We start from the raw sequence: 21,513 nt of genomic DNA, 5'->3' as shown, positions 1-21,513 counted from the left end.
TTCGTTCCTGGCAAGGTCTGTGAAAAGTCAGACCCCAGAGTAAACATTGTTGTCATAGCCGTCAATACATCTAGACTTCTAAACTTCTTTGCGTATAGATTGAGCTATTGGCAAATAGCCGTTAAAATTATACGCATTAGCGCACATCTGCGAAGCCTAAGCTCGTGTCACATCAGGCCTCTCTACGGTAAACTACGCGCGATCACGGCCGTAACCCGGCCTGTTAACTTATGACTAGAGGATTAAAGGTATCTCATGGCTGAATGGAGCGGCGAATATATCAGCCCATACGCTGAGCACGGTAAGAAGAGTGAGCAAGTAAAAAAAATTACGGTTTCCATTCCTCTGAAGGTGTTGAAGATCCTCACCGATGAACGCACGCGTCGTCAGGTGAACAACCTGCGTCACGCCACCAACAGCGAACTGCTGTGTGAAGCGTTCCTGCATGCATTTACCGGTCAACCGTTACCTAACGATGAAGACCTGCGTAAAGAGCGCAGCGATGAAATTCCGGAAGCGGCAAAAGAAATTATGCGTGAGCTGGGGATTGACCCGGAGACGTGGGAATACTGATTGGCAGGCATAAAAAAAGCAGAAAGTAATTTCTGCTTTTTTTTCGAATTTTTTCAGCGTCTTAGAAGCGTGTTACTTCAGGATGCAGTTCAGACATAGAGATCAGGTAAGAAACAAAAACGTTTTTGATTGCGGTCAGCATAGTCACACCTTTACCCATCGTTACTTTGTGGTCGTTTGATGGGCAAATAATAAGCTTATCCGCAGTGCGGCGCAATAATTTCGTGATGTGCATCACAAAAAAATCGGACATTGCCGGAATTCAGAGACAAAAAAAGCGCCCTGAGGCGCTTTTTTCGTTAGGCAACTTACTTGCTGCCTGGGATGCTGAAACGCTTGTTGAAGCGGTCAACACGGCCACCGGTAGCAACATCACGCTGCTTGCCAGTATAGAACGGGTGGCATTTACCGCACACGTCCAGGTTCAGATCGTGACCTACGGTAGAGCGGATTTTCATGATGTTACCGCAAGAACAAGTTGCAGTAATTTCTTCGTATTTCGGGTGAATATCTTTTTTCATGGGGAAAACCTCGGTTAAGGCCGCGTCGCTCTTCCAGCCCTAACGCCAGACACCACGCGATGTTAATAGTATAGGTCAGTGATACAAAGATGTATCAAAGGCGGCGAATCATACAGAATTTGACCAGCAGATGCAAACTGATCCGCACTCCTACAATGTGTATACTGTCTCGCCAGATTTCAAGTCAGGAAGAAAACATGCCCGTTGCTCACGTTGCCCTGCCTGTTCCATTGCCCCGTACGTTTGACTACCTGCTGCCTGACGCTTTCAGCGCTAAAGCGGGCTGTCGCGTGCGCGTGCCGTTTGGCAAACAAGAGCGCGTTGGCATCGTGGTCTCGGTCAACGAAAGCAGCGAACTCCCGCGCGATGAACTGAAAGCGGTGATTGAGGTGCTGGACGGCGAGCCGGTCTTTTCTACCTCCGTCTGGCGACTGCTGCTTTGGGCGGCGGACTATTATCATCACCCAATTGGCGATGTGCTGTTCCACGCGCTGCCAATTCTGCTGCGTCAGGGCAAACCCGCCAGCGCGACGCCGCAGTGGTTCTGGTTTGCCACCGAGCAGGGTCAGGCCGTCGATATCAACACGCTCAAGCGCTCACCAAAGCAGCAACAGGCGTTGGCCGCGCTGCGTCAGGGTAAAATCTGGCGTCACCAGGTGGCGGAGCTGGAATTTAATGAAAGCGCGATGCAGTCGCTGCGTACCAAAGGGCTTTGCGAACTGGGCAGTATTGCGCCGGAAACCACCGATTGGCGCACCAGCTACTCGGTGCCGGGCGAACGCCTGCGGCTCAACACCGAGCAGGCCACGGCGGTAGGCGCGATTCATAGCGCGTCCGATGCGTTCTCCGCCTGGCTGCTGGAAGGGATCACTGGCTCCGGGAAGACGGAAGTCTATCTTAGCGTGCTGGAAAACGTGCTGGCGCAGGGCAAACAGGCGCTGGTGATGGTGCCGGAAATCGGCCTGACGCCGCAAACCATCGCGCGCTTCCGCGAGCGCTTTAATGCGCCTGTCGAAGTGCTGCACTCGGCGCTGAACGACAGCGAACGTATGGCCGCCTGGCTCAAGGCAAAGAGCGGCGAAGCCGCGATTGTCATTGGCACCCGCTCCTCGCTGTTTACACCGTTTAAGAATCTCGGCGTGATCGTCATCGACGAAGAGCACGATAGCTCCTATAAACAGCAGGAAGGTTGGCGTTATCACGCCCGCGACCTCGCGGTATGGCGCGCCCACAGCGAACAGATCCCGATAATTCTCGGTTCGGCCACGCCAGCGCTGGAGACATTGCTCAACGTACGCCAGCATAAATATCACCTGCTACGTTTAACTCGCCGCGCGGGCAACGCACGCCCGGCAACGCAGCACGTGCTCGATTTAAAAGGTCAGCAGCTACAGGCCGGGCTCTCACCGGCGCTGATCAACCGCATGCGTCAGCATTTGCAGGCCGACAACCAGGTTATTTTGTTCCTCAACCGCCGGGGATTCGCGCCTACGCTGCTGTGCCACGACTGCGGCTGGATTGCCGAATGCCCACGTTGCGACAGTTACTACACCCTGCACCAGGCACAGCATCATCTGCGCTGTCACCACTGCGACAGCCAGCGTCCGATCCCGCGCCAGTGCCCTTCCTGCGGCTCGACGCACATGGTGCCGGTGGGTCTGGGAACGGAACAGTTGGAGCAGGTGCTGGCGCCGATGTTCCCCGGCGTGCCGCTATCACGTATCGACCGCGATACCACCAGCCGCAAAGGTGCGCTGGAGCAGCATCTGGCGGAAGTCCATCGCGGCGGCGCGCGTATCCTGATTGGCACCCAGATGCTGGCGAAAGGCCACCACTTCCCGGACGTGACGCTGGTAGCCCTGCTGGACGTTGACGGCGCGCTCTTCTCCGCCGATTTCCGCTCGGCGGAACGCTTTGCCCAACTTTATACCCAGGTCTCTGGCCGCGCGGGGCGTGCGGGTAAGCAGGGCGAAGTGGTTCTGCAGACGCACCATCCTGACCACCCGCTGCTGCAAACGCTGCTCTATAAAGGCTATAACGCCTTTGCCGAGCAGGCGCTGGCCGAACGCCAGACCATGCAGCTGCCGCCGTACACCAGCCATGTGCTGATTCGCGCTGAAGATCATAACAACCAGCAGGCACCGGTCTTCCTGCAGCAGCTGCGTAATCTGATACAGGCCAGCCCGCTGGCGGACGAAAAGCTGTGGGTGATTGGCCCGGTTCCGGCGTTAGCGCCGAAGCGCGGCGGCCGCTACCGCTGGCAGATACTGCTGCAACATCCCTCACGCATTCGCCTGCAGCACATCGTCACGGCCAGTCTGGCGCTTATCAATACGCTGCCGGAATCCCGTAAGGTGAAGTGGGTTCTCGACGTTGACCCTATCGAAGGTTAATGCAGAGTTGCGAGCCGGATCTAGAAATCAAACAAACATCACATTTCTGATGAAAATTCTGTAACGGATCCCCCTAACTATCTGATAAAAGTGTGTCAGATGTCAGGTCACATAGGACGTGCCTGCGCCAGTTAGCGAGGAGAAAATCAGGTGAAGGCTAAAAAACCGGTTGTTGCCGCAACCATGAAGGATGTTGCCCTACAAGCGAATGTCTCTACGGCAACCGTATCTCGTGCATTGATGAACCCCGAGAAAGTCTCGCAGGCGACGCGTAACCGCGTTGAGCAGGCCGCCCTGGAAGTGGGTTACCTCCCGCAGATGCAGGGGCGTAACATGAAGCGTAATGAATCGCGCACGATTCTGGTCATCGTCCCGGATATCTGCGATCCCTTCTTTAGCGAAGTGATCCGCGGGATCGAGGTCACCGCCGCAGCACAGGGCTACCTGGTACTGATTGGCGACTGCGCGCATCAGAACCAGCAGGAAAAAACCTTCATCGATTTAATCATCACCAAGCAAATTGACGGCATGCTGCTGCTGGGCTCGCGTCTGCCGTTTGATGCCAGTATTGAAGAGCAGCGCAACCTGCCGCCGATGGTGATGGCTAACGAATTTGCTCCGGAGCTGGGGCTGCCTACGGTACATATCGACAACCTCACCGCCTCGTTCGATGCCGTTAACTATCTTCACGAACTCGGCCACCAGCGCATCGCCTGTATCGCCGGGCCGGAAGAGATGCCGCTGTGCCATTATCGTCTGCAAGGCTACGTGCAGGCGCTACGTCGCTGCGGTATCACCGTTGACCCTCACTACATCGCCCGTGGCAACTTTACCTACGAAGCCGGCGCCAACGCGCTGGAACAGCTGCTGGCGCTGCCGCAACCGCCAACCGCCATCTTCTGCCACAGCGATATTATGGCGCTCGGCGCACTCTCTTACGCTAAACGTCAGGGGCTGAAAGTGCCGGACGATCTGTCCATTATTGGCTTCGATAACATTTCACTGGCAGAGTTTTGCGACCCGCCGCTCACCACAGTTGCCCAGCCGCGTTTTGATATTGGTCGTGAAGCCATGCTGCTGCTGCTGAACCAGCTGAGCGGGCAGTTTGTTGATAGCGGTTCGCGTCTACTTGATTGCGAACTGATCATTCGCGGCAGCACAAGCAAAATTTGATGTAAAGCCGGGAGCTTTAAGACTTGCTTGTCTGGTCAAAGCCCCGTCGCTTAAGTAACATGTCGGGCTAACTAACGGAAAAAGACAGCGAAACGATAGTGGCACAACGAGACTATGTACGCCGCAGCCAACAGGCACCTTCGCGGCGCAAGAACAGCGCTTCACGGAATACACGGAAAAAACAAAGTAACTTTCCGGCCGTCTCTCCTGCCATGGTGGCGATTGCTGCTGCAGTCGTCGTCGCCTTTATCGGCGGTTTGTACTTCATCACGCATCATAAAAAAGAAGAGTCCGAAGCGCTCCAGGGCCGTCAGGTAACCGGGAACGGCCTTCCGCCGAAACCGGAAGAGCGCTGGCGCTATATCAAAGAGCTGGAGAGTCGCCAGCCGGGCGTGCGTGCGCCAACCGAACCGTCAGCAGGCGGAGAAGTGATCAACCCGAATCAGCTTACCGACGAGCAGCGCCAGCTGTTGGCCCAGATGCAGGCGGATATGCGCCAGCAGCCAACACAGCTGACGGAAGTGCCGTGGAACGAACAAACGCCGGAACAGCGCCAGCAAACCTTGCAGCGCCAGCGTCTGGCGCAGCAGGCTCAGCAACAGCAGTGGTCACAGCAGCAGGTTGTGCAGCAGCCGCAAACGCGCACCGCGCCGCCGGTTCAGCAACCGCGTCAAACCCAGACCCAGCAGCCACCTAAGGCCACGGTCTCTAACAAGGCGCCGTATCAGGATCTGTTGCAGACGCCAGCGCACACCGCCGCCTCGCAGCCAAAAGCGCAGAACAATAACGGTATCCCGGAAGTGCGTGAAGTCACGCCGCCGCCGAAGCCAGAGAAAAAAGACGATCGCCGCTGGATGGTACAGTGCGGTTCCTTCAAAGGTGCCGAGCAGGCGGAAACCGTTCGTGCGCAGCTGGCGTTTGAAGGCTTTGATTCCAGAATCACCACCAACAACGGCTGGAATCGCGTGGTCATCGGCCCGGTCAAAGGCAAAGAGAACGTCGATAACACCATCGCCCGTCTGAAGCTGGCAGGTCACGGAAACTGCATTAGGCTCGCCTCCGGGGGTTGAAACCCCCAAAAACCCCCCCATCTATACTTACATTCTGCCCCGTACGCGTGACCGCGATACGGGGCCCCTACATATCGTATTTGCAACAAAGGGGTCTGCTCGTGACAACAATAGTAAGTGTTCGCCGTAACGGCCACGTCGTAATCGCCGGTGATGGTCAGGCCACGTTGGGCAATACCGTCATGAAAGGCAACGTGAAAAAAGTTCGCCGTCTGTATAACGACAAAGTGATCGCCGGCTTCGCGGGCGGCACTGCGGACGCCTTCACGCTGTTCGAACTGTTTGAACGTAAGCTGGAAATGCACCAGGGCCATCTGGTCAAAGCCGCCGTTGAGCTGGCGAAAGACTGGCGTACCGACCGTATGCTGCGCAAGCTGGAAGCCCTGCTGGCGGTCGCGGACGAAACCGCGTCGCTTATCATCACCGGCAATGGTGATGTGGTGCAGCCAGAGAATGACCTGATTGCTATCGGCTCTGGCGGCCCGTACGCCCAGGCCGCTGCCCGTGCCCTGCTGGAAAATACCGAGCTTGGCGCACGTGAGATTGCTGAAAAAGCGTTGAGTATTGCAGGCGACATCTGCATCTATACCAACCATTTCCACACCATCGAAGAATTACCATCTAAGGCGTAAGGATCTCCCATGTCTGAAATGACCCCACGCGAAATTGTCAGCGAGCTGAACAAACACATCATCGGTCAGGACGCCGCTAAGCGTTCCGTGGCTATCGCCTTACGTAACCGCTGGCGTCGTATGCAGCTCGACGAAGAGCTGCGCCACGAAGTCACGCCGAAAAACATTCTGATGATCGGCCCAACCGGCGTTGGTAAAACCGAAATTGCCCGTCGTCTGGCGAAACTTGCCAACGCACCGTTCATCAAAGTGGAAGCCACCAAGTTCACCGAAGTGGGCTATGTGGGTAAAGAAGTGGACTCTATCATCCGCGATCTGACTGATTCTGCTATCAAAATGGTACGCGTTCAGTCTATCGAGAAAAACCGCTACCGCGCAGAAGAGATGGCGGAAGAGCGCATTCTCGACGCGCTGATCCCACCAGCAAAAAACAACTGGGGCCAGGCTGAGCAGCCGTCTGAGCCATCTGCTGCACGTCAGGCATTCCGTAAAAAACTGCGTGAAGGCCAGCTGGACGACAAAGAGATTGAGATCGATCTCGCGGCGGCACCGATGGGCGTTGAAATCATGGCACCTCCTGGCATGGAAGAGATGACCAGCCAGCTACAGTCTATGTTCCAGAATCTGGGCGGCCAGAAACAGAAACCGCGTAAGCTGAAAATCAAAGATGCGATGAAGCTGTTGATTGAAGAAGAAGCGGCGAAGCTGGTCAACCCGGAAGAGCTGAAGCAGGACGCGATCGACGCGGTTGAGCAGCACGGTATCGTGTTCATCGACGAAATCGACAAAATCTGTAAGCGCGGCGAATCCTCCGGCCCGGACGTTTCCCGTGAAGGCGTACAGCGCGACCTGCTGCCGCTGGTTGAAGGCTGCACCGTCTCCACCAAACACGGTATGGTCAAAACTGACCACATCCTGTTTATCGCTTCCGGTGCATTCCAGGTAGCGAAACCGTCTGACCTGATCCCTGAGCTGCAGGGGCGTCTGCCGATTCGCGTAGAGCTGCAGGCGCTGACCACCAGCGACTTCGAGCGTATCCTGACGGAGCCAAATGCCTCCGTTACCGTTCAGTACAAAGCGCTGATGGCCACCGAAGGCGTGAACATCGAGTTCACCGAATCCGGTATCAAGCGTATCGCCGAAGCGGCATGGCAGGTTAACGAAACCACCGAGAACATCGGTGCTCGTCGTCTGCACACCGTGCTGGAACGTCTGATGGAAGACATCTCCTATGACGCCAGCGACCTCAACGGTCAAAGCATCACAATTGATGCGGAATACGTGAGCAAACATCTGGATGCATTAGTCGCAGATGAAGATCTGAGCCGTTTTATCCTATAATCGCGTTCACTGCATTTTCATCTTTAATTGATGGGGCTGAAAAGCCCCATTTTTATTGGCTAATTATTATGACAAATACACCTGTAAGCCGCTCTCAGGCCTGGCTGGAAAGTCTGCGCCCGAAAACGTTACCTCTGGCCTGCGCGGCGATTATCGTCGGTACCGCGCTATCGTGGTGGCAGGGGCACTTTAACGCGGGCGTTGCCGTACTGGCGCTGATCACCGCAAGCCTGCTGCAAATCCTCTCTAACCTCGCCAACGACTATGGCGATGCGGTGAAAGGCAGCGATAAGCCGGACCGCATCGGCCCACTGCGCGGTATGCAAAAAGGGGTGATCACCAAAGAACAGATGAAGCGCGCGCTGATTATCACCGTCGGGCTTATCTGCATCTCTGGTCTTGCTCTGCTGTTTACCGCTTCGCAGACAACCGGTGACTTTATCGGCTTCCTGGTGTTGGGGCTGCTGGCCATTATTGCCGCTATCACCTACACCGTCGGCACGCGCCCATACGGTTATATTGGCCTTGGCGACATCTCGGTGCTGATCTTCTTCGGCTGGCTGAGCGTGATTGGCAGCTGGTACTTGCAGACGCATACTCTGAGCAGCGCGATTATTCTGCCCGCTACCGCCTGCGGCCTGCTGGCGACGGCGGTGCTCAATATCAATAACCTGCGTGATATCGACAGCGACCGCGAAAACGGCAAGAACACCCTGGCCGTGCGTTTAGGGCCGGTTAACGCCCGCCGCTACCACGTCTGTCTGCTGATGGGGACGCTAGTCTGCCTGGCGCTGTTTAACCTGCTCTCGCTGCATAGCCCGTGGGGCTGGCTGTTTATCCTCAGCGCGCCGCTGCTGGTGAAACAAGCGCGCTTTGTGATGCGCGAGCGCTCGCCGCAGGCGATGCCGCCGATGCTGGAACGCACGGTGAAAGGGGCGTTATTAACTAACCTGCTGTTCGTCATCGGGATTGTGCTCAGCAAGGCGCTGGCTTAACTGACAAATATCAATTAACAATTGATGATTTTGCCAACAATGCATAGAGCGCGATATACTAAAATCACTCGCAGCAACTGAGCGTTAATCCTATGAAATACGATACTTCCGAGCTTTGCGACATCTACCAGGAAGATGTCAACGTAGTAGAACCCCTGTTCTCTAACTTTGGCGGGCGGCTGTCGTTCGGTGGGCAAATCATCACCGTAAAATGTTTCGAGGATAACGGGTTGCTGTACGATCTGCTCGAACAGAACGGTCGTGGCCGCATTCTGCTGGTCGACGGCGGCGGTTCTGTCCGTCGCGCGCTGATCGACGCTGACCTCGCCCGTCTGGCCACTCAAAACGAGTGGGAAGGCATTGTGGTGTATGGCGCAGTGCGTCAGGTTGATGATTTAGAAGAGCTGGATATCGGCATTCAGGCGATTGCCGCGATTCCGGTTGGCGCAGCGGGCGAAGGTATCGGCGAAAGCGACGTACGCGTCAACTTCGGCGGCGTAACCTTCTTCTCCGGCGACCATCTGTATGCTGATAACACCGGCATTATCCTGTCGGAAGATGCGCTGGATATCGAATAAGCGCCTGACGCATACAAAAAAGCCTTCTCAATGAGAAGGCTTTTTTTTCGCTCAAATCTGCCCGTTACCGGGCAAACGCGGCTTAGTACAGCTGTTTAGCGCATTCCAGCCAGTCACCTTTGAACGGACGCTTCATATTTTCGATAGCGTCGATGATGTCATGGTGAACCAGTTTTTCGTTCTGAATACCGACGCAACGGCCACCAAAGCCCTGCTGCAGCAGTTCAATCGCGTAGGCGCCCATACGGGATGCCAGGATGCGGTCGTAAGGAACCGGGGAGCCGCCGCGCTGGATGTGGCCCAGAACGGTTGCACGGGTTTCACGACCGGTTTCAGCTTCGATGAAGTGAGCCAGTTCGTCAACGTCGCACATATGCTCGGTAATCGCCACGATGGCGTGTTTCTTACCTTTAGCGATGCCCGCTTTGATTTCAGCAACCAGGTCATCACGTTTGAATTCAACTTCTGGCACCACGATAAATTCGCAGCCGCCCGCGATAGCCGCAGCCAGAGTCAGGTCGCCGCAGTAACGGCCCATCACTTCAACAACGGAGATACGCTGGTGAGAAGAAGAGGTGTCACGCAGACGGTCAATCGCTTCAACGACGGTGCTCAGCGCGGTGAAGAAACCGATGGTGTAGTCGGTGCCTTTGATATCGTTATCGATGGTGCCCGGCAGGCCGATGCATGGGAAGCCCATTTCGGTCAGGCGCACGGCGCCCATGTAGGAACCGTCACCGCCGATAACTACCAGCGCATCGATACCACGTTTTTTCAGGTTTTCGATAGCCACGGCACGGATGTTTTCATCACGGAATTCCGGGAAACGCGCGGAGCCCAGGAAGGTGCCGCCACGGTTAATCATGTCTGACACGCTGTAACGGTCGAGCTGTACCATACGATCTTCGTACAGGCCCAGATAACCGTCATAGACGCCCATGACTTCAATGCCTTCCGTCAATGCTGCGCGTACGACACCGCGAATGGCGGCGTTCATACCCGGCGCATCACCGCCACTTGTCAACACACCGATTTTCTTAATCATGACTACCTCTGAACTTAGGAATGCTAAAAATTAATTCTTCTGCCCGAAGCGCTCCCGCAATTGTAGGGGGGAGAGAACGACTCTATGTAGAGATAGTATATCAAGCGCTTCTTGCTGAATTGATTCAGGTCAGGCTAACCGGCGGTTATTTATACAAATAATGCCGACTTAGCTCACATTTCGTACAACCACTGCGAAAGTTCAAACGTCTCTGTTTGCCTGCAGCATAACAGAGCATGGATCCTGATGAATAATCACGTCGGACCCAGGAAAACGATGCAAAATCGCCTGCTCCACCTGATCGGCAACGTGATGTGCCTGAACCAGCGGCAGGTTGTCTTCCATTTCAATATGAATCTGAATAAAGCGGGTCGGCCCTGACTGCCGCGTTCGGAGATCGTGAGCACCGCTCACACCTGGCCAGGTGGTCACGATGTCGAAAATTTCCTGACGTTCTTCATCGGGCAGCGCGCGATCCAATAACGATTGCACCGCTTCGTACCCCATGCGTAACGCGCTATATAGAATATAGATGCCAATTCCTAATGCAAACAGCGCATCGGCGCGATGCCAGCCGTACCAGGAGAGGCCGAGCGCGACAAGAATCGCGCCGTTCATCATAACATCAGACTGATAATGAAGCATATCCGCGCGTACGGCCTGGCTCTGGGTTTTTCTGACTACCCAGCGCTGAAACGTCACGAGAACTAATGTACTGATAAGCGCAATCACCGTCACCACCACCCCGATGCCCGGCTGGCTCATCGGCGTTGGTCGTGCCAGATGCTGAATCCCGGTCAAGAACAGGAACAGCGCCGAACCGGAAATAAACATACTCTGCGCCAGCGCCGCCAACGATTCGGCCTTACCGTGCCCAAAGGTGTGCTCCTCATCCGCCGGTTGCAGCGAATAGCGCACCACCAGCAGGTTGGTCAGCGAGGCGGCGATATCCACCAATGAATCGACCAGCGCCGCCAGAATACTGACTGACCCGGTATACCACCACGCAAAAATTTTAATCACCAGCAGCACGGAAGCCATGACCGTCGCGGCGATTGCAGCACGACTTACCAGTCGTCCATAAGATTGATTCATAAACACTCCTGCTTTCGATCTGCGTAGTATAGCGGAATGTATGAGGGGTGCGCGGTGACGAATTTAAGACAAAAAAACGCACAATGGAAACTGCCATCATGCGTTTTTCAATCTCACGGTACCGTTCACCGTTACTCAATAATCAGGCGTACTTTTTTACCAATCAGCGTCGCCATGCCAACCAGCGTATCCAACGTGAATTTTTCGGTTTTCTTATTCACCACATCCGATACCCTCGGGCGAGAAACGCGCAGCACCTTCGCTGCATCCAACTGTTTATAACCTTCGCGCTTCATCCAGGCAGCAATTTCACCCATCAGCTGTTTTTTAAGCGCATCCGTTCTGGCCATCTCGGCACGAGATTCTGCGAGGAGCTTTGTTGCCTCTTCAGGCGCAAATCCGAGGTCGGCAAATACGTTGCCGTCAGCCTTCGTCACATGGCGAACTTTAGTATCAATATCTTTCGTCATTTTGCTCTCCTCCACTGCGCAACAGCCTCTTTATATCGACTCGTAATGATGAAAACATCTCTCGGGCTGGTTTTCTGTGTCTTCTTCTGAAACCCATGGAGCACGCATACTGCATCGTCAAATTTGGCGACATACACAACGCGATACTCACCATCTTCACCATGCAGCCTAATCTCAATAACCCCTGAGCCCCAGTCATTAATCTATTTCCAATCTGACGGCTCCTTCCCGTTTTGCACTTTATCCAGTTCAAATCCAGCCTCACGCCGGACATCAACCGGGAAAGCGATGAAATCGTCCAGAGACGTTCCCATCCACTCAATCTGCTTCGTCGCCACCCTGCGATACCTTCTCAGCCTTGAAAACGTATAAAATATTATACAGTAAAGAGCAAAAAAACGAACAGCATGATAATAATGAAAGATCGAACAGAAAGTGCCGGAAAAAAGACAAAAAAAACCCCCTCATCATGAGGGGGAAGACAGGGATGGTGTCTATGGCAAGGAAAAACAGGGTTTGTTACTGGTTGCTACGGGTATTGCTACTAAACAGGTTCTGACTCGGTACTGAACCTTGCTGCATCCGTGCAACGTCACGCAGCTGCTCCATACGCTGCTGGTGATTCTCATTTAAAGCCGCTTGCTGCTCCGGCGTTAACAGGCGGTACATCTGGTTGCGTACCCGCGCCATTTCTACCTGGCGATTTACCTGCTCCTCGGCCATTTTCTCGGCCTGGGCTCGCACGGCGGCTTCATCAAATTTTTCTGCGGTGACAAGGCGATGCATTGTCTCCATTTCGCTAACATTAACAGGTGGACGATCGTGTCGTGCCCTTTGCATCAGATCGCGCATCTGTTGGCGTTGATGTTCGGTTAAACTAATACCGTCGAACATATGGCCCTGGCCGTTCCGCAGCGTATTGCTTTCCGCTGGGTGCCAGTTAACGCTGGTGACGACTTCATCGGCCTGGCTATATGCACTGAATGCCAGCGTTGAGGCCATGACGGCAGCGATAACATTGCGCATCACATGCTCCCAAAAACTTTTGTGTCGCGATTCAACGAGAGACAGTTTACGATTCAGGCTGCAAACATGCGTCAGGGGGTGTAAAACAACGTAAAGTCATGGATTCGCTGGCTCTGATGACGTAATTTCTGCCTCGGAGGGATGAAAATATGAATAAAATTTTATTAGTTGATGATGACCGCGAGCTGACTTCCTTGCTCAAGGAACTTCTTGATATGGAAGGCTTTAACGTCCTTGTTGCCCACGATGGCGAACAGGCGTTATCGCTGATTGACGACAGCATCGACCTACTTTTACTCGACGTGATGATGCCGAAGAAAAACGGTATCGACACGCTGAAAGAATTGCGACAAACACACCAGACTCCCGTCATTATGTTAACTGCTCGCGGAAGCGAGTTGGATCGCGTGCTGGGCCTTGAGCTGGGCGCGGATGACTATCTGCCGAAACCGTTTAACGATCGCGAACTGGTCGCGCGTATTCGCGCTATTTTGCGCCGTTCACACTGGAGCGAACAGCAGCAAAGTAGCGATACCAGTTCACCAACCGTAGAAGTTGACGCGCTGAGCCTGAACCCAGGTCGTCAGGAAGCCAGCTTTGATGGCCAAACGCTCGAACTGACCGGTACCGAATTTACCCTGCTCTATCTGCTGGCACAGCATCTGGGTCAGGTGGTTTCTCGTGAACACCTGAGTCAGGAAGTGCTGGGTAAACGCTTAACGCCATTCGACCGCGCGATTGATATGCACATCTCCAACCTGCGCCGTAAGCTGCCGGAACGCAAAGACGGTCATCCGTGGTTTAAAACCCTGCGTGGCCGCGGCTATCTGATGGTCTCCGCTTCATGATAGGAAGTTTAACCGCCCGCATCTTCGCCATTTTCTGGCTAACGCTAGCGCTGGTGCTGATGCTGGTTTTGATGCTGCCAAAGCTCGACTCCCGTCAAATGACCGAGCTGCTCGATAGCGAGCAGCGTCAGGGCCTGATGATTGAGCAGCATGTTGAAGAAGAACTGGCTAACGATCCACCCAACGATTTGATGTGGTGGCGTCGGCTGTTCCGCGCAATTGATAAGTGGGCACCGCCGGGCCAGCGTTTGTTACTGGTGACTAGCGAAGGCCGCGTGATCGGCGCAGAACGCAACGAAATGCAGATCATTCGTAACTTTATCGGCCAGTCTGATAACTCCGATCATCCGCAAAAAAAGAAGTATGGCCGCGTTGAGTTAGTCGGGCCGTTCTCCATTCGTGACGGGGAAGATAACTACCAGTTATACCTGATCCGTCCGGCAAGCAGTTCGCAGTCCGACTTTATCAACCTGCTGTTCGACCGACCTTTACTGCTGCTTATCGTCACCATGCTGGTCAGCGCCCCGCTACTCTTGTGGCTGGCGTGGAGCCTGGCCAAACCGGCGCGTAAGCTGAAAAATGCTGCGGATGAAGTGGCTCAGGGCAACCTGCGTCAGCATCCTGAGCTGGAGGCCGGGCCGCAGGAGTTTCTCGCCGCCGGTGCCAGTTTTAACCAGATGGTGATGGCGCTTGAGCGGATGATGACGTCGCAACAGCGGCTGCTCTCCGACATCTCTCACGAACTGCGTACGCCGTTAACGCGTCTGCAGCTTGGCACGGCGCTGCTGCGCCGTCGCAGCGGCGAGAGTAAAGAGCTGGAACGCATTGAAACCGAGGCACAGCGTCTGGACAGCATGATCAACGACATGCTGGTGATGTCGCGCAATCAGCAGAAAAGCGCACTGGTCAGCGAAACCCTGAAGGCCAATCAACTGTGGGGCGACGTGCTGGACAACGCCGCGTTTGAAGCAGAACAGATGGGCAAGTCGTTCAGCGTCGATTATCCGCCGGGACCGTGGCCGCTTTACGGTAACCCGAACGCGCTGGAAAGCGCGCTGGAGAACATCGTGCGCAACGCCCTGCGCTACTCGCACACCAAAATCGCCGTGAGCTTCTCAGTGGACAAAGATGGCGTCACCGTTCACGTGGACGACGACGGTCCAGGCGTTAGCCCGGAAGACCGCGAGCAGATTTTCCGTCCATTCTATCGTACCGATGAAGCACGAGACCGTGAATCAGGCGGGACGGGGCTGGGGCTGGCGATTGTAGAAAGCGCCATGCAGCAGCACCGCGGTTGGGTGAAAGCCGACGACAGCCCACTCGGCGGGTTGCGGCTCACGCTGTGGCTACCGCTTTATAAGCGAACCTAAAAACCACCGGCCTGCGAATGCAGGCCGATTTTTTGTATCGTCTAACCCCACAGTCTTCTGCTGTTATCTTCAATCTTGCCGCTCAGGCGACGCTTCTGCATGGTTCTGCTCCAGCTCACCGACAGCCCCGCCGCGCTCAGCAGGCGGTGATACTGGTCGTCATCAAACGGCATATGCCAGGCAATCGCGGCGGCGTCATGCACCGAAACATCGCTTAGACGTGACACCAGCTCCAGCGGAGCATCAGTAGAGACCTTACCCGGCGCAATCACCCGATATAGCCAGCCGACCTTGCCGCTGTTTTGCAACAACGATGCCATATCACTGATGGCAAAGTGGAAATTGAGCTTAAAGCACGGGGAACGCGGCTGGGTAACCTGGATCAACGTCTCACCCCAGCGGTAAATATCACCGATAAAAACGTTATGCTCGGTCATGCCTTCCGTCGACAGGTTTTCACCAAACGCCGGGGCGCAAAACAGGGATGCCTGCTCGGGGAAATCACGAATCAGGTCGGCGTAATGTTCACGGGGAAACTGACACAGCGCGCGGTCGGGGCCGCCGTGGATTTTTTTCTCGGCCTGTTCGTCACCTAACAGTCCCAGCTCGGTGAGTTCCAGTTCGCCATCCATCTGGACCTTCGCGATGGCGCTCGGGCGACTGCCGTCATAGTCGCGGATTTTGCCAATAAACACATCAACCGGAAAATGCATCTGCTGCTCCTTAGGCGGATACAAAAAAAGCGAGTCATCAGACTCGCTTCTACAGACCGGCAATGCAAATTATTTTTTAGCGGCGAAACGCGCTGCTGCTTCGTCCCAGTTCACCACGTTCCAGAACTCTTTGATGTAGTCCGGGCGGCGGTTCTGGAATTTCAGGTAGTAAGCGTGTTCCCAAACGTCCAGGCCCACAATTGGGAAACCGGAAGCGCCGGAAACGGCTTCACCCATCAGCGGGGAGTCCTGGTTTGCGGTAGAAACCACAGCCAGTTTGTCGCCTTTCAGCACCAGCCACGCCCAGCCGGAGCCGAAACGCGTTGCTGCTGCTTTTTCAAATTCAGCTTTGAAGTTATCAACGGAACCGAAATCACGCTCGATAGCCGCTTTCAGGTCACCCTGCAGGGTGGTGCCTTTTTTCAGGCCTTTCCAGAAGAAGCTGTGGTTAGCGTGGCCGCCCGCGTTGTTACGCAGAACGGTTTTCTTGTCAGCCGGCAGCTGGTCCAGTTTCGCGATCAGCTCTTCAGCGGACAGCGCAGCGAATTCCGGCAGGCTTTCCAGCGCTGCGTTAGCGTTGTTGACGTAGGCCTGGTGGTGTTTGCTGTGATGGATTTCCATCGTCTGTTTGTCGAAGTGCGGTTCCAGGGCATCGTACGCATAAGGCAGTGATGGCAGGGTATAGCTCATAATCATCTCCATTATTGTCGGGCGGCAAACCTGTAAACGCCGCGTAATCAGTTGGTTCATTATAGTTAATTAAATGATATTGAAAATGATTATCAATGCCGTAGTTTTTATAAGGTTATAACATTTTGTTATGTTCCTGATAACACGCGGCATTCAGGTTAATTGACGGGAATTCGGCTTTTATGCCGCCACTGCCCTGGCGTCATCCCAATTTCGCGGTTAAAGACCACCGAAAAGTAGTTACTGTCCTCGAAGCCGCAGCGCATCGCCACTTCGCCAATCAGCAGTTCGGTGTGCTGAAGCAGATATTGCGCGTGGCAAATCCGCAGTTGGCGCAGGTAGTGGTTAACGGTCATGCCAGTCTGGCTGCGGAACTGCTGGCGCAGGGTGCGCTCGCTGCAGCCCTGCTGCTCGCAGAAGGTATCAAGGACGAAAGGACGGTTCAGGCTGCCTGCGAGCACGGTCAGCAGTTTGTCGAGCAGCGCTTCGCTTTGCGTGGCCGCCTGGTTATCGGTGGCATAGCGATAGCGCTTGAGGCAGACCACCAGCTGGGCAAACAGCAGTTCAGACATCTCGTTGGCTAACGCGTCGTCTTTGCGGCTCTCCTGCTCCAGTTGAGTCATTATCTGCCGCGCCTGCGTCATGCCGGTGCTACCTATCCGCCAGTGCGGCGCCCAGTGGGAACCGTGCAGCCCGGGAATATGGGCCACCCAATCAAGGTTGAGCTTTAAGCGTTCAGGGCAGTAGATAATATTCTGTAAAACCAGATCGTTAACCGAAGCATAGGAGTGTTTGTCTTCCGCGCGGATATAAAACAGATCGCCGCGGGTGATGCGGTAAGGACGGTCGTTGAGGATGTGTAAGCCGTTGCCGCGCCAGACCAGCACCAGCTCGTTAAACTCGTGGGTATGCTCAGCAAAGACGTTTTGCGGGTAGCGGTCAGCCACCGCCACGGCTTGCGTCGGATTGGCAAAAAAATCCGCTTTTCGAAGAACTAACTGGCCTGGCACGCTGGCACCTCACGACTAACAACTCTCTATTATTAGCCGTTTTGAGGCAAAAAACGGTGATTCCCTTCGCGTTACTGAAGCAGGGTGTCCCGCCCCTGGCGAATATCGCGCGGCGACCAGTTAAATTCACGGCGGAACAGGGTCGAAAAGTGGTTACTGTCGCCAAAACCGCAGCGATAGGCGATATCGGTAACGCTCTCATCGCTGTGGCGCAGCAGATGGCGGGCTTTAATCAGGCGCAGGCGGTTAAGATAGCGCTGCGGCGTCAGGCCGGTACAGTGCTTCAGCTGGCGGTGCAGCGTGCGCAGAGACAACGAGAATCGGTCCGCCACCCCTTCCCAGCACACCTCTTCCGCAAAGTGCTCTTCCAGCCACGCCATCAGCTGATTCAGACGAGCGTCGTTATCCATCGCCCCCTGTTCCTGGCTGCCTTTACGCAGCAGCACCAGCAGCTGCATAAACAGAATTTCACGGTTCGCCAGCGACATCATATCGGTGCTGTCATTCGCCTCTTCCATCTGCCCGACAATCGTTCTCACCTGCTGCAAGGTGTTCTGGTTTACGCGCCAATGGGAAGGATAGTGACCATCCTGCTCCTGGGGCAGCAGCTTATTAAGACCTGACAAGAACTGGAAAGCATCCGGCGCGCGGTACAGCACGTTGGTCAGACACAGGTTTTCCGTGTGCTCATAGAGGTGTCGGTCGAAGTCACGGACGAAGCAAACCGTGCCGCCGCAAATGGTATGCGGCTGACCATTGAACACGTGAATACCAGTGCCATGCTCAACGATAACAATCTCATTAAAATCATGATGATGTTCAGGAAATGCCGCCTGAGGAAGTCGAGGTTCAATCGCCACGGGCAGCTTACCTGAAGAGAAGAAATCCACGCTGTGTAGTACGGTCATCGCGACCCCCGACAAATGAGAAATGTTATCAGGATAGTAATATCGGATGAGGGATCTGACCTTGACGTTTTGACAGCAAACCGCGCAAAGCCGGTCGTTTTTTCAAGAAACAGCCGGAAAGATCGGGAAATGCGGTCAGCATCACACCCCCTCATCGGCGGAATTTGTGAACTCTCTCACGTTCACCTTTGCTTTCTTGCCAGCGCCGAATTTCGCCTGTCAGTAACGAGAAGGTTGTGGCATTGCGCTTTTTCTAGACTGTTTCGCAATGACTCATAGAAGGACTCTTGCCATGACTTTTCGCCATTGTGTGGCCGTCGATTTAGGCGCCTCCAGCGGACGCGTAATGCTGGCGCGCTTTGATGCCAAACAGCGTTCGCTTTCACTGCGCGAAATCCACCGTTTCGTGAACAGCCTGCATAAGCAGGAAGGTTTTGATACCTGGGATATCGACGCGCTGGAAGCCGAAATCCGCATCGGCCTCAACAAGGTGTGCGATGAAGGCATTTTGATAGACAGCATCGGCATCGACACCTGGGGCGTGGACTACGTCCTGCTGGATAAACACGGGCAGCGCGTTGGCCTGCCGGTGGCCTATCGCGATAGTCGAACCGACGGCGTCATGGCCATGGCAATGGAACAGTTGGGTAAAAGTGAGATCTATCGTCGCAGCGGCATTCAGTTCCTGCCGTTCAACACGCTTTATCAGCTGCGCGCGCTGGTTGAACAGCAGCCAGAACTGGTGAGCCAGGCCGCTCACGCCCTGCTGATCCCGGATTACCTCAGCTTCCGCCTGACCGGCAAGATGAACTGGGAATACACCAACGCCACCACCACGCAGTTGGTCAATATCAATAGCGATAACTGGGATGAAGACCTGCTGAACTGGACCGGTGCACCGTCGTCCTGGTTTGGTACGCCGACGCATCCCGGCAACGTGATCGGCCACTGGGTCTGCCCGCAGGGTAATGATATTCCGGTGGTTGCCGTTGCCAGCCACGACACCGCCAGCGCCGTCATCGCTTCACCGCTGGCTGACCGCGATGCCGCTTATCTCTCTTCCGGTACCTGGTCGCTGATGGGCTTTGAGAGCAAAACGCCGTACACCAGCGAGCAGGCGCAGCGCGCCAACATCACCAACGAAGGCGGCGCGGAAGGGCGCTACCGGGTGCTGAAAAATATCATGGGCCTGTGGCTGCTGCAGCGGGTGCTGAAAGAGCAGAACATCGGCAGCCTGCCAGATCTCATTGCCGGAGCGGAGAAGCTACCGGCTTGCCGCTACCTGATTAACCCGAACGATGACCGCTTCATCAACCCGGAAAACATGAGCGCCGAGATTCAGGCTGCCTGCCGCGAAGCCGCGCAGCCCGTTCCCCATGCCCCAGCCGAGCTGGCGCGCTGCATCTTCGACAGCCTGGCGCTGCTGTACGCCGACGTGCTCAACGAGCTGGCGCAGCTGCGCGGTAAACCATTCAGCCAGCTGCACATCGTTGGTGGCGGTTGCCAGAACCAGATGCTGAACCAGCTGTGCGCCGATGCTTGCGGCATCACCGTGGTCGCCGGGCCGATTGAAGCTTCAACCCTCGGCAACATCGGCATCCAATTAATGACGCTGGACGAACTCACCAACGTCGACGATTTCCGCAAGGTGGTGACCGGCAACTACGGCCTCACCACGTTTACCCCGAATTCAGACCATGAAATTGCCCGCTACGTTGCGCAGTTTCAGCAACAACGACAGACAAAGGAGCTTTGCGCATGACCACTCAACTTGAACAAGCCTGGGAACTCGCGAAACAGCGCTATTCCGCTGTGGGTATCGATGTCGAAGAGGCGTTACGCCAGCTGGACCGCTTACCCGTATCCATGCACTGCTGGCAGGGCGATGACGTCGCGGGTTTTGAAAATCCAGAAGGCAGCTTGACGGGTGGCATTCAGGCAACCGGTAACTATCCGGGCAAAGCGCGTAACGCCACCGAGCTGCGCGCCGACCTGGAGCAGGCACTGAGCCTGATCCCTGGGCCAAAACGTCTGAACCTGCACGCTATCTATCTGGAGTCTGACACCCCGGTGGCGCGCGACGAGATCAAACCTGAGCACTTCAAAAACTGGGTTGAGTGGGCGAAAAAACACAAGCTGGGCCTCGATTTTAACCCGTCCTGCTTCTCACATCCGCTGAGCGCCGACGGCTTTACGCTGTCTCACGCCGACCCGAAAATTCGCCAGTTCTGGATTGATCACTGCAAGGCCAGCCGCCGCGTTTCCGCCTACTTTGGCGAACAGCTGGGTACGCCTTCGGTGATGAACATCTGGATCCCAGACGGCATGAAAGACGTGACCGTTGACCGTTTGGCGCCGCGCCAGCGTCTGGCGGCCGCGCTGGATGAAGTCATCAGTGAAAAACTGGATCCGGCGCATCACATTGATGCCGTCGAAAGCAAGCTGTTCGGCATCGGCGCTGAGAGCTACACCGTCGGCTCTAACGAGTTCTATATGGGCTACGCCACCAGCCGCCAGACCGCACTGTGCCTGGATGCCGGTCACTTCCACCCAACCGAAGTTATCTCCGACAAAATCTCCGCCGCCATGCTGTACGTGCCGCGCCTGCTGCTGCACGTGAGCCGCCCGGTACGTTGGGACAGCGACCACGTGGTGCTGCTGGACGACGAAACCCAGGCCATCGCGAGCGAAATCATCCGCCACGACCTGTTTGACCGCGTGCACATCGGCCTCGATTTCTTCGATGCCTCCATCAACCGCATCGCAGCATGGGTTATCGGTACTCGCAACATGAAGAAAGCCCTGCTGCGCGCGCTGCTGGAACCAACCGAACAGCTGCGTCAGCTGGAAGTTGACGGTGACTACACCGCGCGTCTGGCGCTGCTAGAAGAGCAGAAGTGCCTGCCGTGGCAGGCGGTATGGGAAATGTACTGCCAGCGCAACGATACCCCGGCGGGCAGCCAGTGGCTGGAGAGCGTGCGCAGCTACGAGAAAGAGATTCTGAACCAACGTGGGTGATTGACCCTCACCCCGTCCCTCTCCCTGAAAGGGAGAGGGAGAGA

Annotated in this window: 23 protein-coding genes; 12 read left to right on the top strand and 11 right to left on the bottom strand. The window is 55.3% G+C overall.

What is annotated here, in order from left to right:
* Positions 1-255 precede the first annotated feature (255 nt).
* A complete protein-coding gene (gene metJ / locus FHC49_RS05350) occupies positions 256-573 on the top strand; it encodes a met regulon transcriptional regulator MetJ (protein WP_012907792.1) in 318 nt (105 codons plus the stop codon).
* A gap of 61 nt (positions 574-634) precedes the next feature.
* Here the strand turns inward: metJ and FHC49_RS05345 are convergent, their stop codons facing one another.
* Positions 635-826 (bottom strand): hypothetical protein, encoded by a 192-nt coding sequence (locus FHC49_RS05345; RefSeq protein ID WP_220439081.1) that lies wholly within the window; start codon positions 824-826, stop codon positions 635-637.
* Between the two features lie 55 nt (positions 827-881).
* Positions 882-1,094: a 50S ribosomal protein L31 gene (gene rpmE, locus FHC49_RS05340; RefSeq protein WP_185668806.1), complete on the bottom strand. Its 213-nt coding sequence runs from the start codon at positions 1,092-1,094 to the stop codon at positions 882-884.
* Positions 1,095-1,291: 197 nt separating this feature from the next.
* Between rpmE and priA the strand changes: the two genes are divergently transcribed.
* The 7 genes from priA to rraA all read left to right on the top strand — a co-directional run bounded on the left by priA (position 1,292) and on the right by rraA (position 9,276).
* The gene (priA, locus tag FHC49_RS05335) at positions 1,292-3,487 is read left to right on the top strand and encodes a primosomal protein N' (protein WP_220439080.1); all 2,196 of its coding nucleotides are present in this window, start codon (positions 1,292-1,294) and stop codon (positions 3,485-3,487) included.
* Positions 3,488-3,637: 150 nt separating this feature from the next.
* The gene (gene cytR / locus FHC49_RS05330; protein WP_185668808.1) at positions 3,638-4,660 is read left to right on the top strand and encodes a DNA-binding transcriptional regulator CytR; all 1,023 of its coding nucleotides are present in this window, start codon (positions 3,638-3,640) and stop codon (positions 4,658-4,660) included.
* 98 nt (positions 4,661-4,758) lie between these two features.
* On the top strand, positions 4,759-5,730 hold the full coding sequence (gene ftsN, locus FHC49_RS05325) for a cell division protein FtsN (RefSeq protein ID WP_220439078.1): 972 nt from the start codon (positions 4,759-4,761) through the stop codon (positions 5,728-5,730).
* 101 nt (positions 5,731-5,831) lie between these two features.
* Positions 5,832-6,362, top strand: a complete 531-nt coding sequence (hslV, locus tag FHC49_RS05320) for an ATP-dependent protease subunit HslV (RefSeq protein WP_185668810.1) — start codon at positions 5,832-5,834, stop codon at positions 6,360-6,362.
* 9 nt (positions 6,363-6,371) lie between these two features.
* Positions 6,372-7,703, top strand: a complete 1,332-nt coding sequence (hslU, locus tag FHC49_RS05315) for an HslU--HslV peptidase ATPase subunit (RefSeq protein WP_220439076.1) — start codon at positions 6,372-6,374, stop codon at positions 7,701-7,703.
* A 68-nt stretch (positions 7,704-7,771) separates the two neighbouring features.
* Positions 7,772-8,698: a 1,4-dihydroxy-2-naphthoate polyprenyltransferase gene (menA, locus tag FHC49_RS05310; RefSeq protein ID WP_185668812.1), complete on the top strand. Its 927-nt coding sequence runs from the start codon at positions 7,772-7,774 to the stop codon at positions 8,696-8,698.
* Between the two features lie 92 nt (positions 8,699-8,790).
* Positions 8,791-9,276: a ribonuclease E activity regulator RraA gene (gene rraA, locus FHC49_RS05305; RefSeq protein WP_035892355.1), complete on the top strand. Its 486-nt coding sequence runs from the start codon at positions 8,791-8,793 to the stop codon at positions 9,274-9,276.
* 82 nt (positions 9,277-9,358) lie between these two features.
* On the opposite strand, the gene pfkA is transcribed toward rraA, so the two are convergent.
* The 5 genes from pfkA to cpxP form a co-directional block, all read right to left on the bottom strand.
* Positions 9,359-10,321 (bottom strand): 6-phosphofructokinase, encoded by a 963-nt coding sequence (pfkA, locus tag FHC49_RS05300; protein WP_185668813.1) that lies wholly within the window; start codon positions 10,319-10,321, stop codon positions 9,359-9,361.
* Positions 10,322-10,522: 201 nt separating this feature from the next.
* Positions 10,523-11,416 carry a CDF family cation-efflux transporter FieF gene (gene fieF / locus FHC49_RS05295; RefSeq protein WP_035892352.1) on the bottom strand — a complete coding sequence of 298 codons (894 nt, stop codon included), beginning with the start codon at positions 11,414-11,416 and terminating at the stop codon, positions 10,523-10,525.
* Between the two features lie 131 nt (positions 11,417-11,547).
* On the bottom strand, positions 11,548-11,886 hold the full coding sequence (locus tag FHC49_RS05290) for a helix-turn-helix domain-containing protein (protein ID WP_185668814.1): 339 nt from the start codon (positions 11,884-11,886) through the stop codon (positions 11,548-11,550).
* Positions 11,883-12,065: a type II toxin-antitoxin system RelE/ParE family toxin gene (locus tag FHC49_RS24615; protein WP_370631754.1), complete on the bottom strand. Its 183-nt coding sequence runs from the start codon at positions 12,063-12,065 to the stop codon at positions 11,883-11,885. Before FHC49_RS24615 ends, FHC49_RS05290 begins: the two co-directional genes overlap by 4 nt.
* Before the next feature lie 340 nt (positions 12,066-12,405).
* Positions 12,406-12,912: a cell-envelope stress modulator CpxP gene (gene cpxP / locus FHC49_RS05280; RefSeq protein WP_185668815.1), complete on the bottom strand. Its 507-nt coding sequence runs from the start codon at positions 12,910-12,912 to the stop codon at positions 12,406-12,408.
* 149 nt (positions 12,913-13,061) lie between these two features.
* Here cpxP and cpxR point away from each other — a divergent pair, with 149 nt between their 5' ends.
* Together cpxR and cpxA are read left to right on the top strand one after the other, a co-directional pair.
* Positions 13,062-13,760: an envelope stress response regulator transcription factor CpxR gene (cpxR, locus tag FHC49_RS05275; RefSeq protein WP_185668816.1), complete on the top strand. Its 699-nt coding sequence runs from the start codon at positions 13,062-13,064 to the stop codon at positions 13,758-13,760.
* The gene (cpxA, locus tag FHC49_RS05270) at positions 13,757-15,130 is read left to right on the top strand and encodes an envelope stress sensor histidine kinase CpxA (RefSeq protein ID WP_185668817.1); all 1,374 of its coding nucleotides are present in this window, start codon (positions 13,757-13,759) and stop codon (positions 15,128-15,130) included. The genes cpxR and cpxA overlap by 4 nt, the downstream gene beginning before the upstream one ends.
* A gap of 41 nt (positions 15,131-15,171) precedes the next feature.
* Here cpxA and yiiM read toward each other — a convergent pair whose 3' ends face one another.
* From yiiM to rhaS, 4 genes are all read right to left on the bottom strand, one after another.
* The gene (yiiM, locus tag FHC49_RS05265) at positions 15,172-15,906 is read right to left on the bottom strand and encodes a 6-hydroxyaminopurine reductase (protein ID WP_220439074.1); all 735 of its coding nucleotides are present in this window, start codon (positions 15,904-15,906) and stop codon (positions 15,172-15,174) included.
* 6 nt (positions 15,907-15,912) lie between these two features.
* Positions 15,913-16,533 (bottom strand): superoxide dismutase [Mn], encoded by a 621-nt coding sequence (gene sodA / locus FHC49_RS05260; RefSeq protein WP_035892347.1) that lies wholly within the window; start codon positions 16,531-16,533, stop codon positions 15,913-15,915.
* Between the two features lie 158 nt (positions 16,534-16,691).
* On the bottom strand, positions 16,692-17,543 hold the full coding sequence (gene rhaR, locus FHC49_RS05255) for an HTH-type transcriptional activator RhaR (RefSeq protein ID WP_185668819.1): 852 nt from the start codon (positions 17,541-17,543) through the stop codon (positions 16,692-16,694).
* A gap of 71 nt (positions 17,544-17,614) precedes the next feature.
* Positions 17,615-18,451: an HTH-type transcriptional activator RhaS gene (gene rhaS / locus FHC49_RS05250; RefSeq protein WP_185668820.1), complete on the bottom strand. Its 837-nt coding sequence runs from the start codon at positions 18,449-18,451 to the stop codon at positions 17,615-17,617.
* A 292-nt stretch (positions 18,452-18,743) separates the two neighbouring features.
* Here rhaS and rhaB point away from each other — a divergent pair, with 292 nt between their 5' ends.
* The gene (gene rhaB, locus FHC49_RS05245; RefSeq protein WP_220439072.1) at positions 18,744-20,213 is read left to right on the top strand and encodes a rhamnulokinase; all 1,470 of its coding nucleotides are present in this window, start codon (positions 18,744-18,746) and stop codon (positions 20,211-20,213) included.
* The gene (gene rhaA / locus FHC49_RS05240; protein ID WP_185668822.1) at positions 20,210-21,469 is read left to right on the top strand and encodes an L-rhamnose isomerase; all 1,260 of its coding nucleotides are present in this window, start codon (positions 20,210-20,212) and stop codon (positions 21,467-21,469) included. Before rhaB ends, rhaA begins: the two co-directional genes overlap by 4 nt.
* Positions 21,470-21,513: the final 44 nt, after the last annotated feature.

Origin of the sequence: Kluyvera sp. EC_51, from assembly GCF_019584505.1 — a bacterium.
GTDB classification, from domain to species: Bacteria; Pseudomonadota; Gammaproteobacteria; order Enterobacterales; family Enterobacteriaceae; genus Kluyvera; species Kluyvera sichuanensis.
Note: the sequence above shows the minus strand (reverse complement) of the source record. Positions and strands in the feature narration are given on the sequence as shown.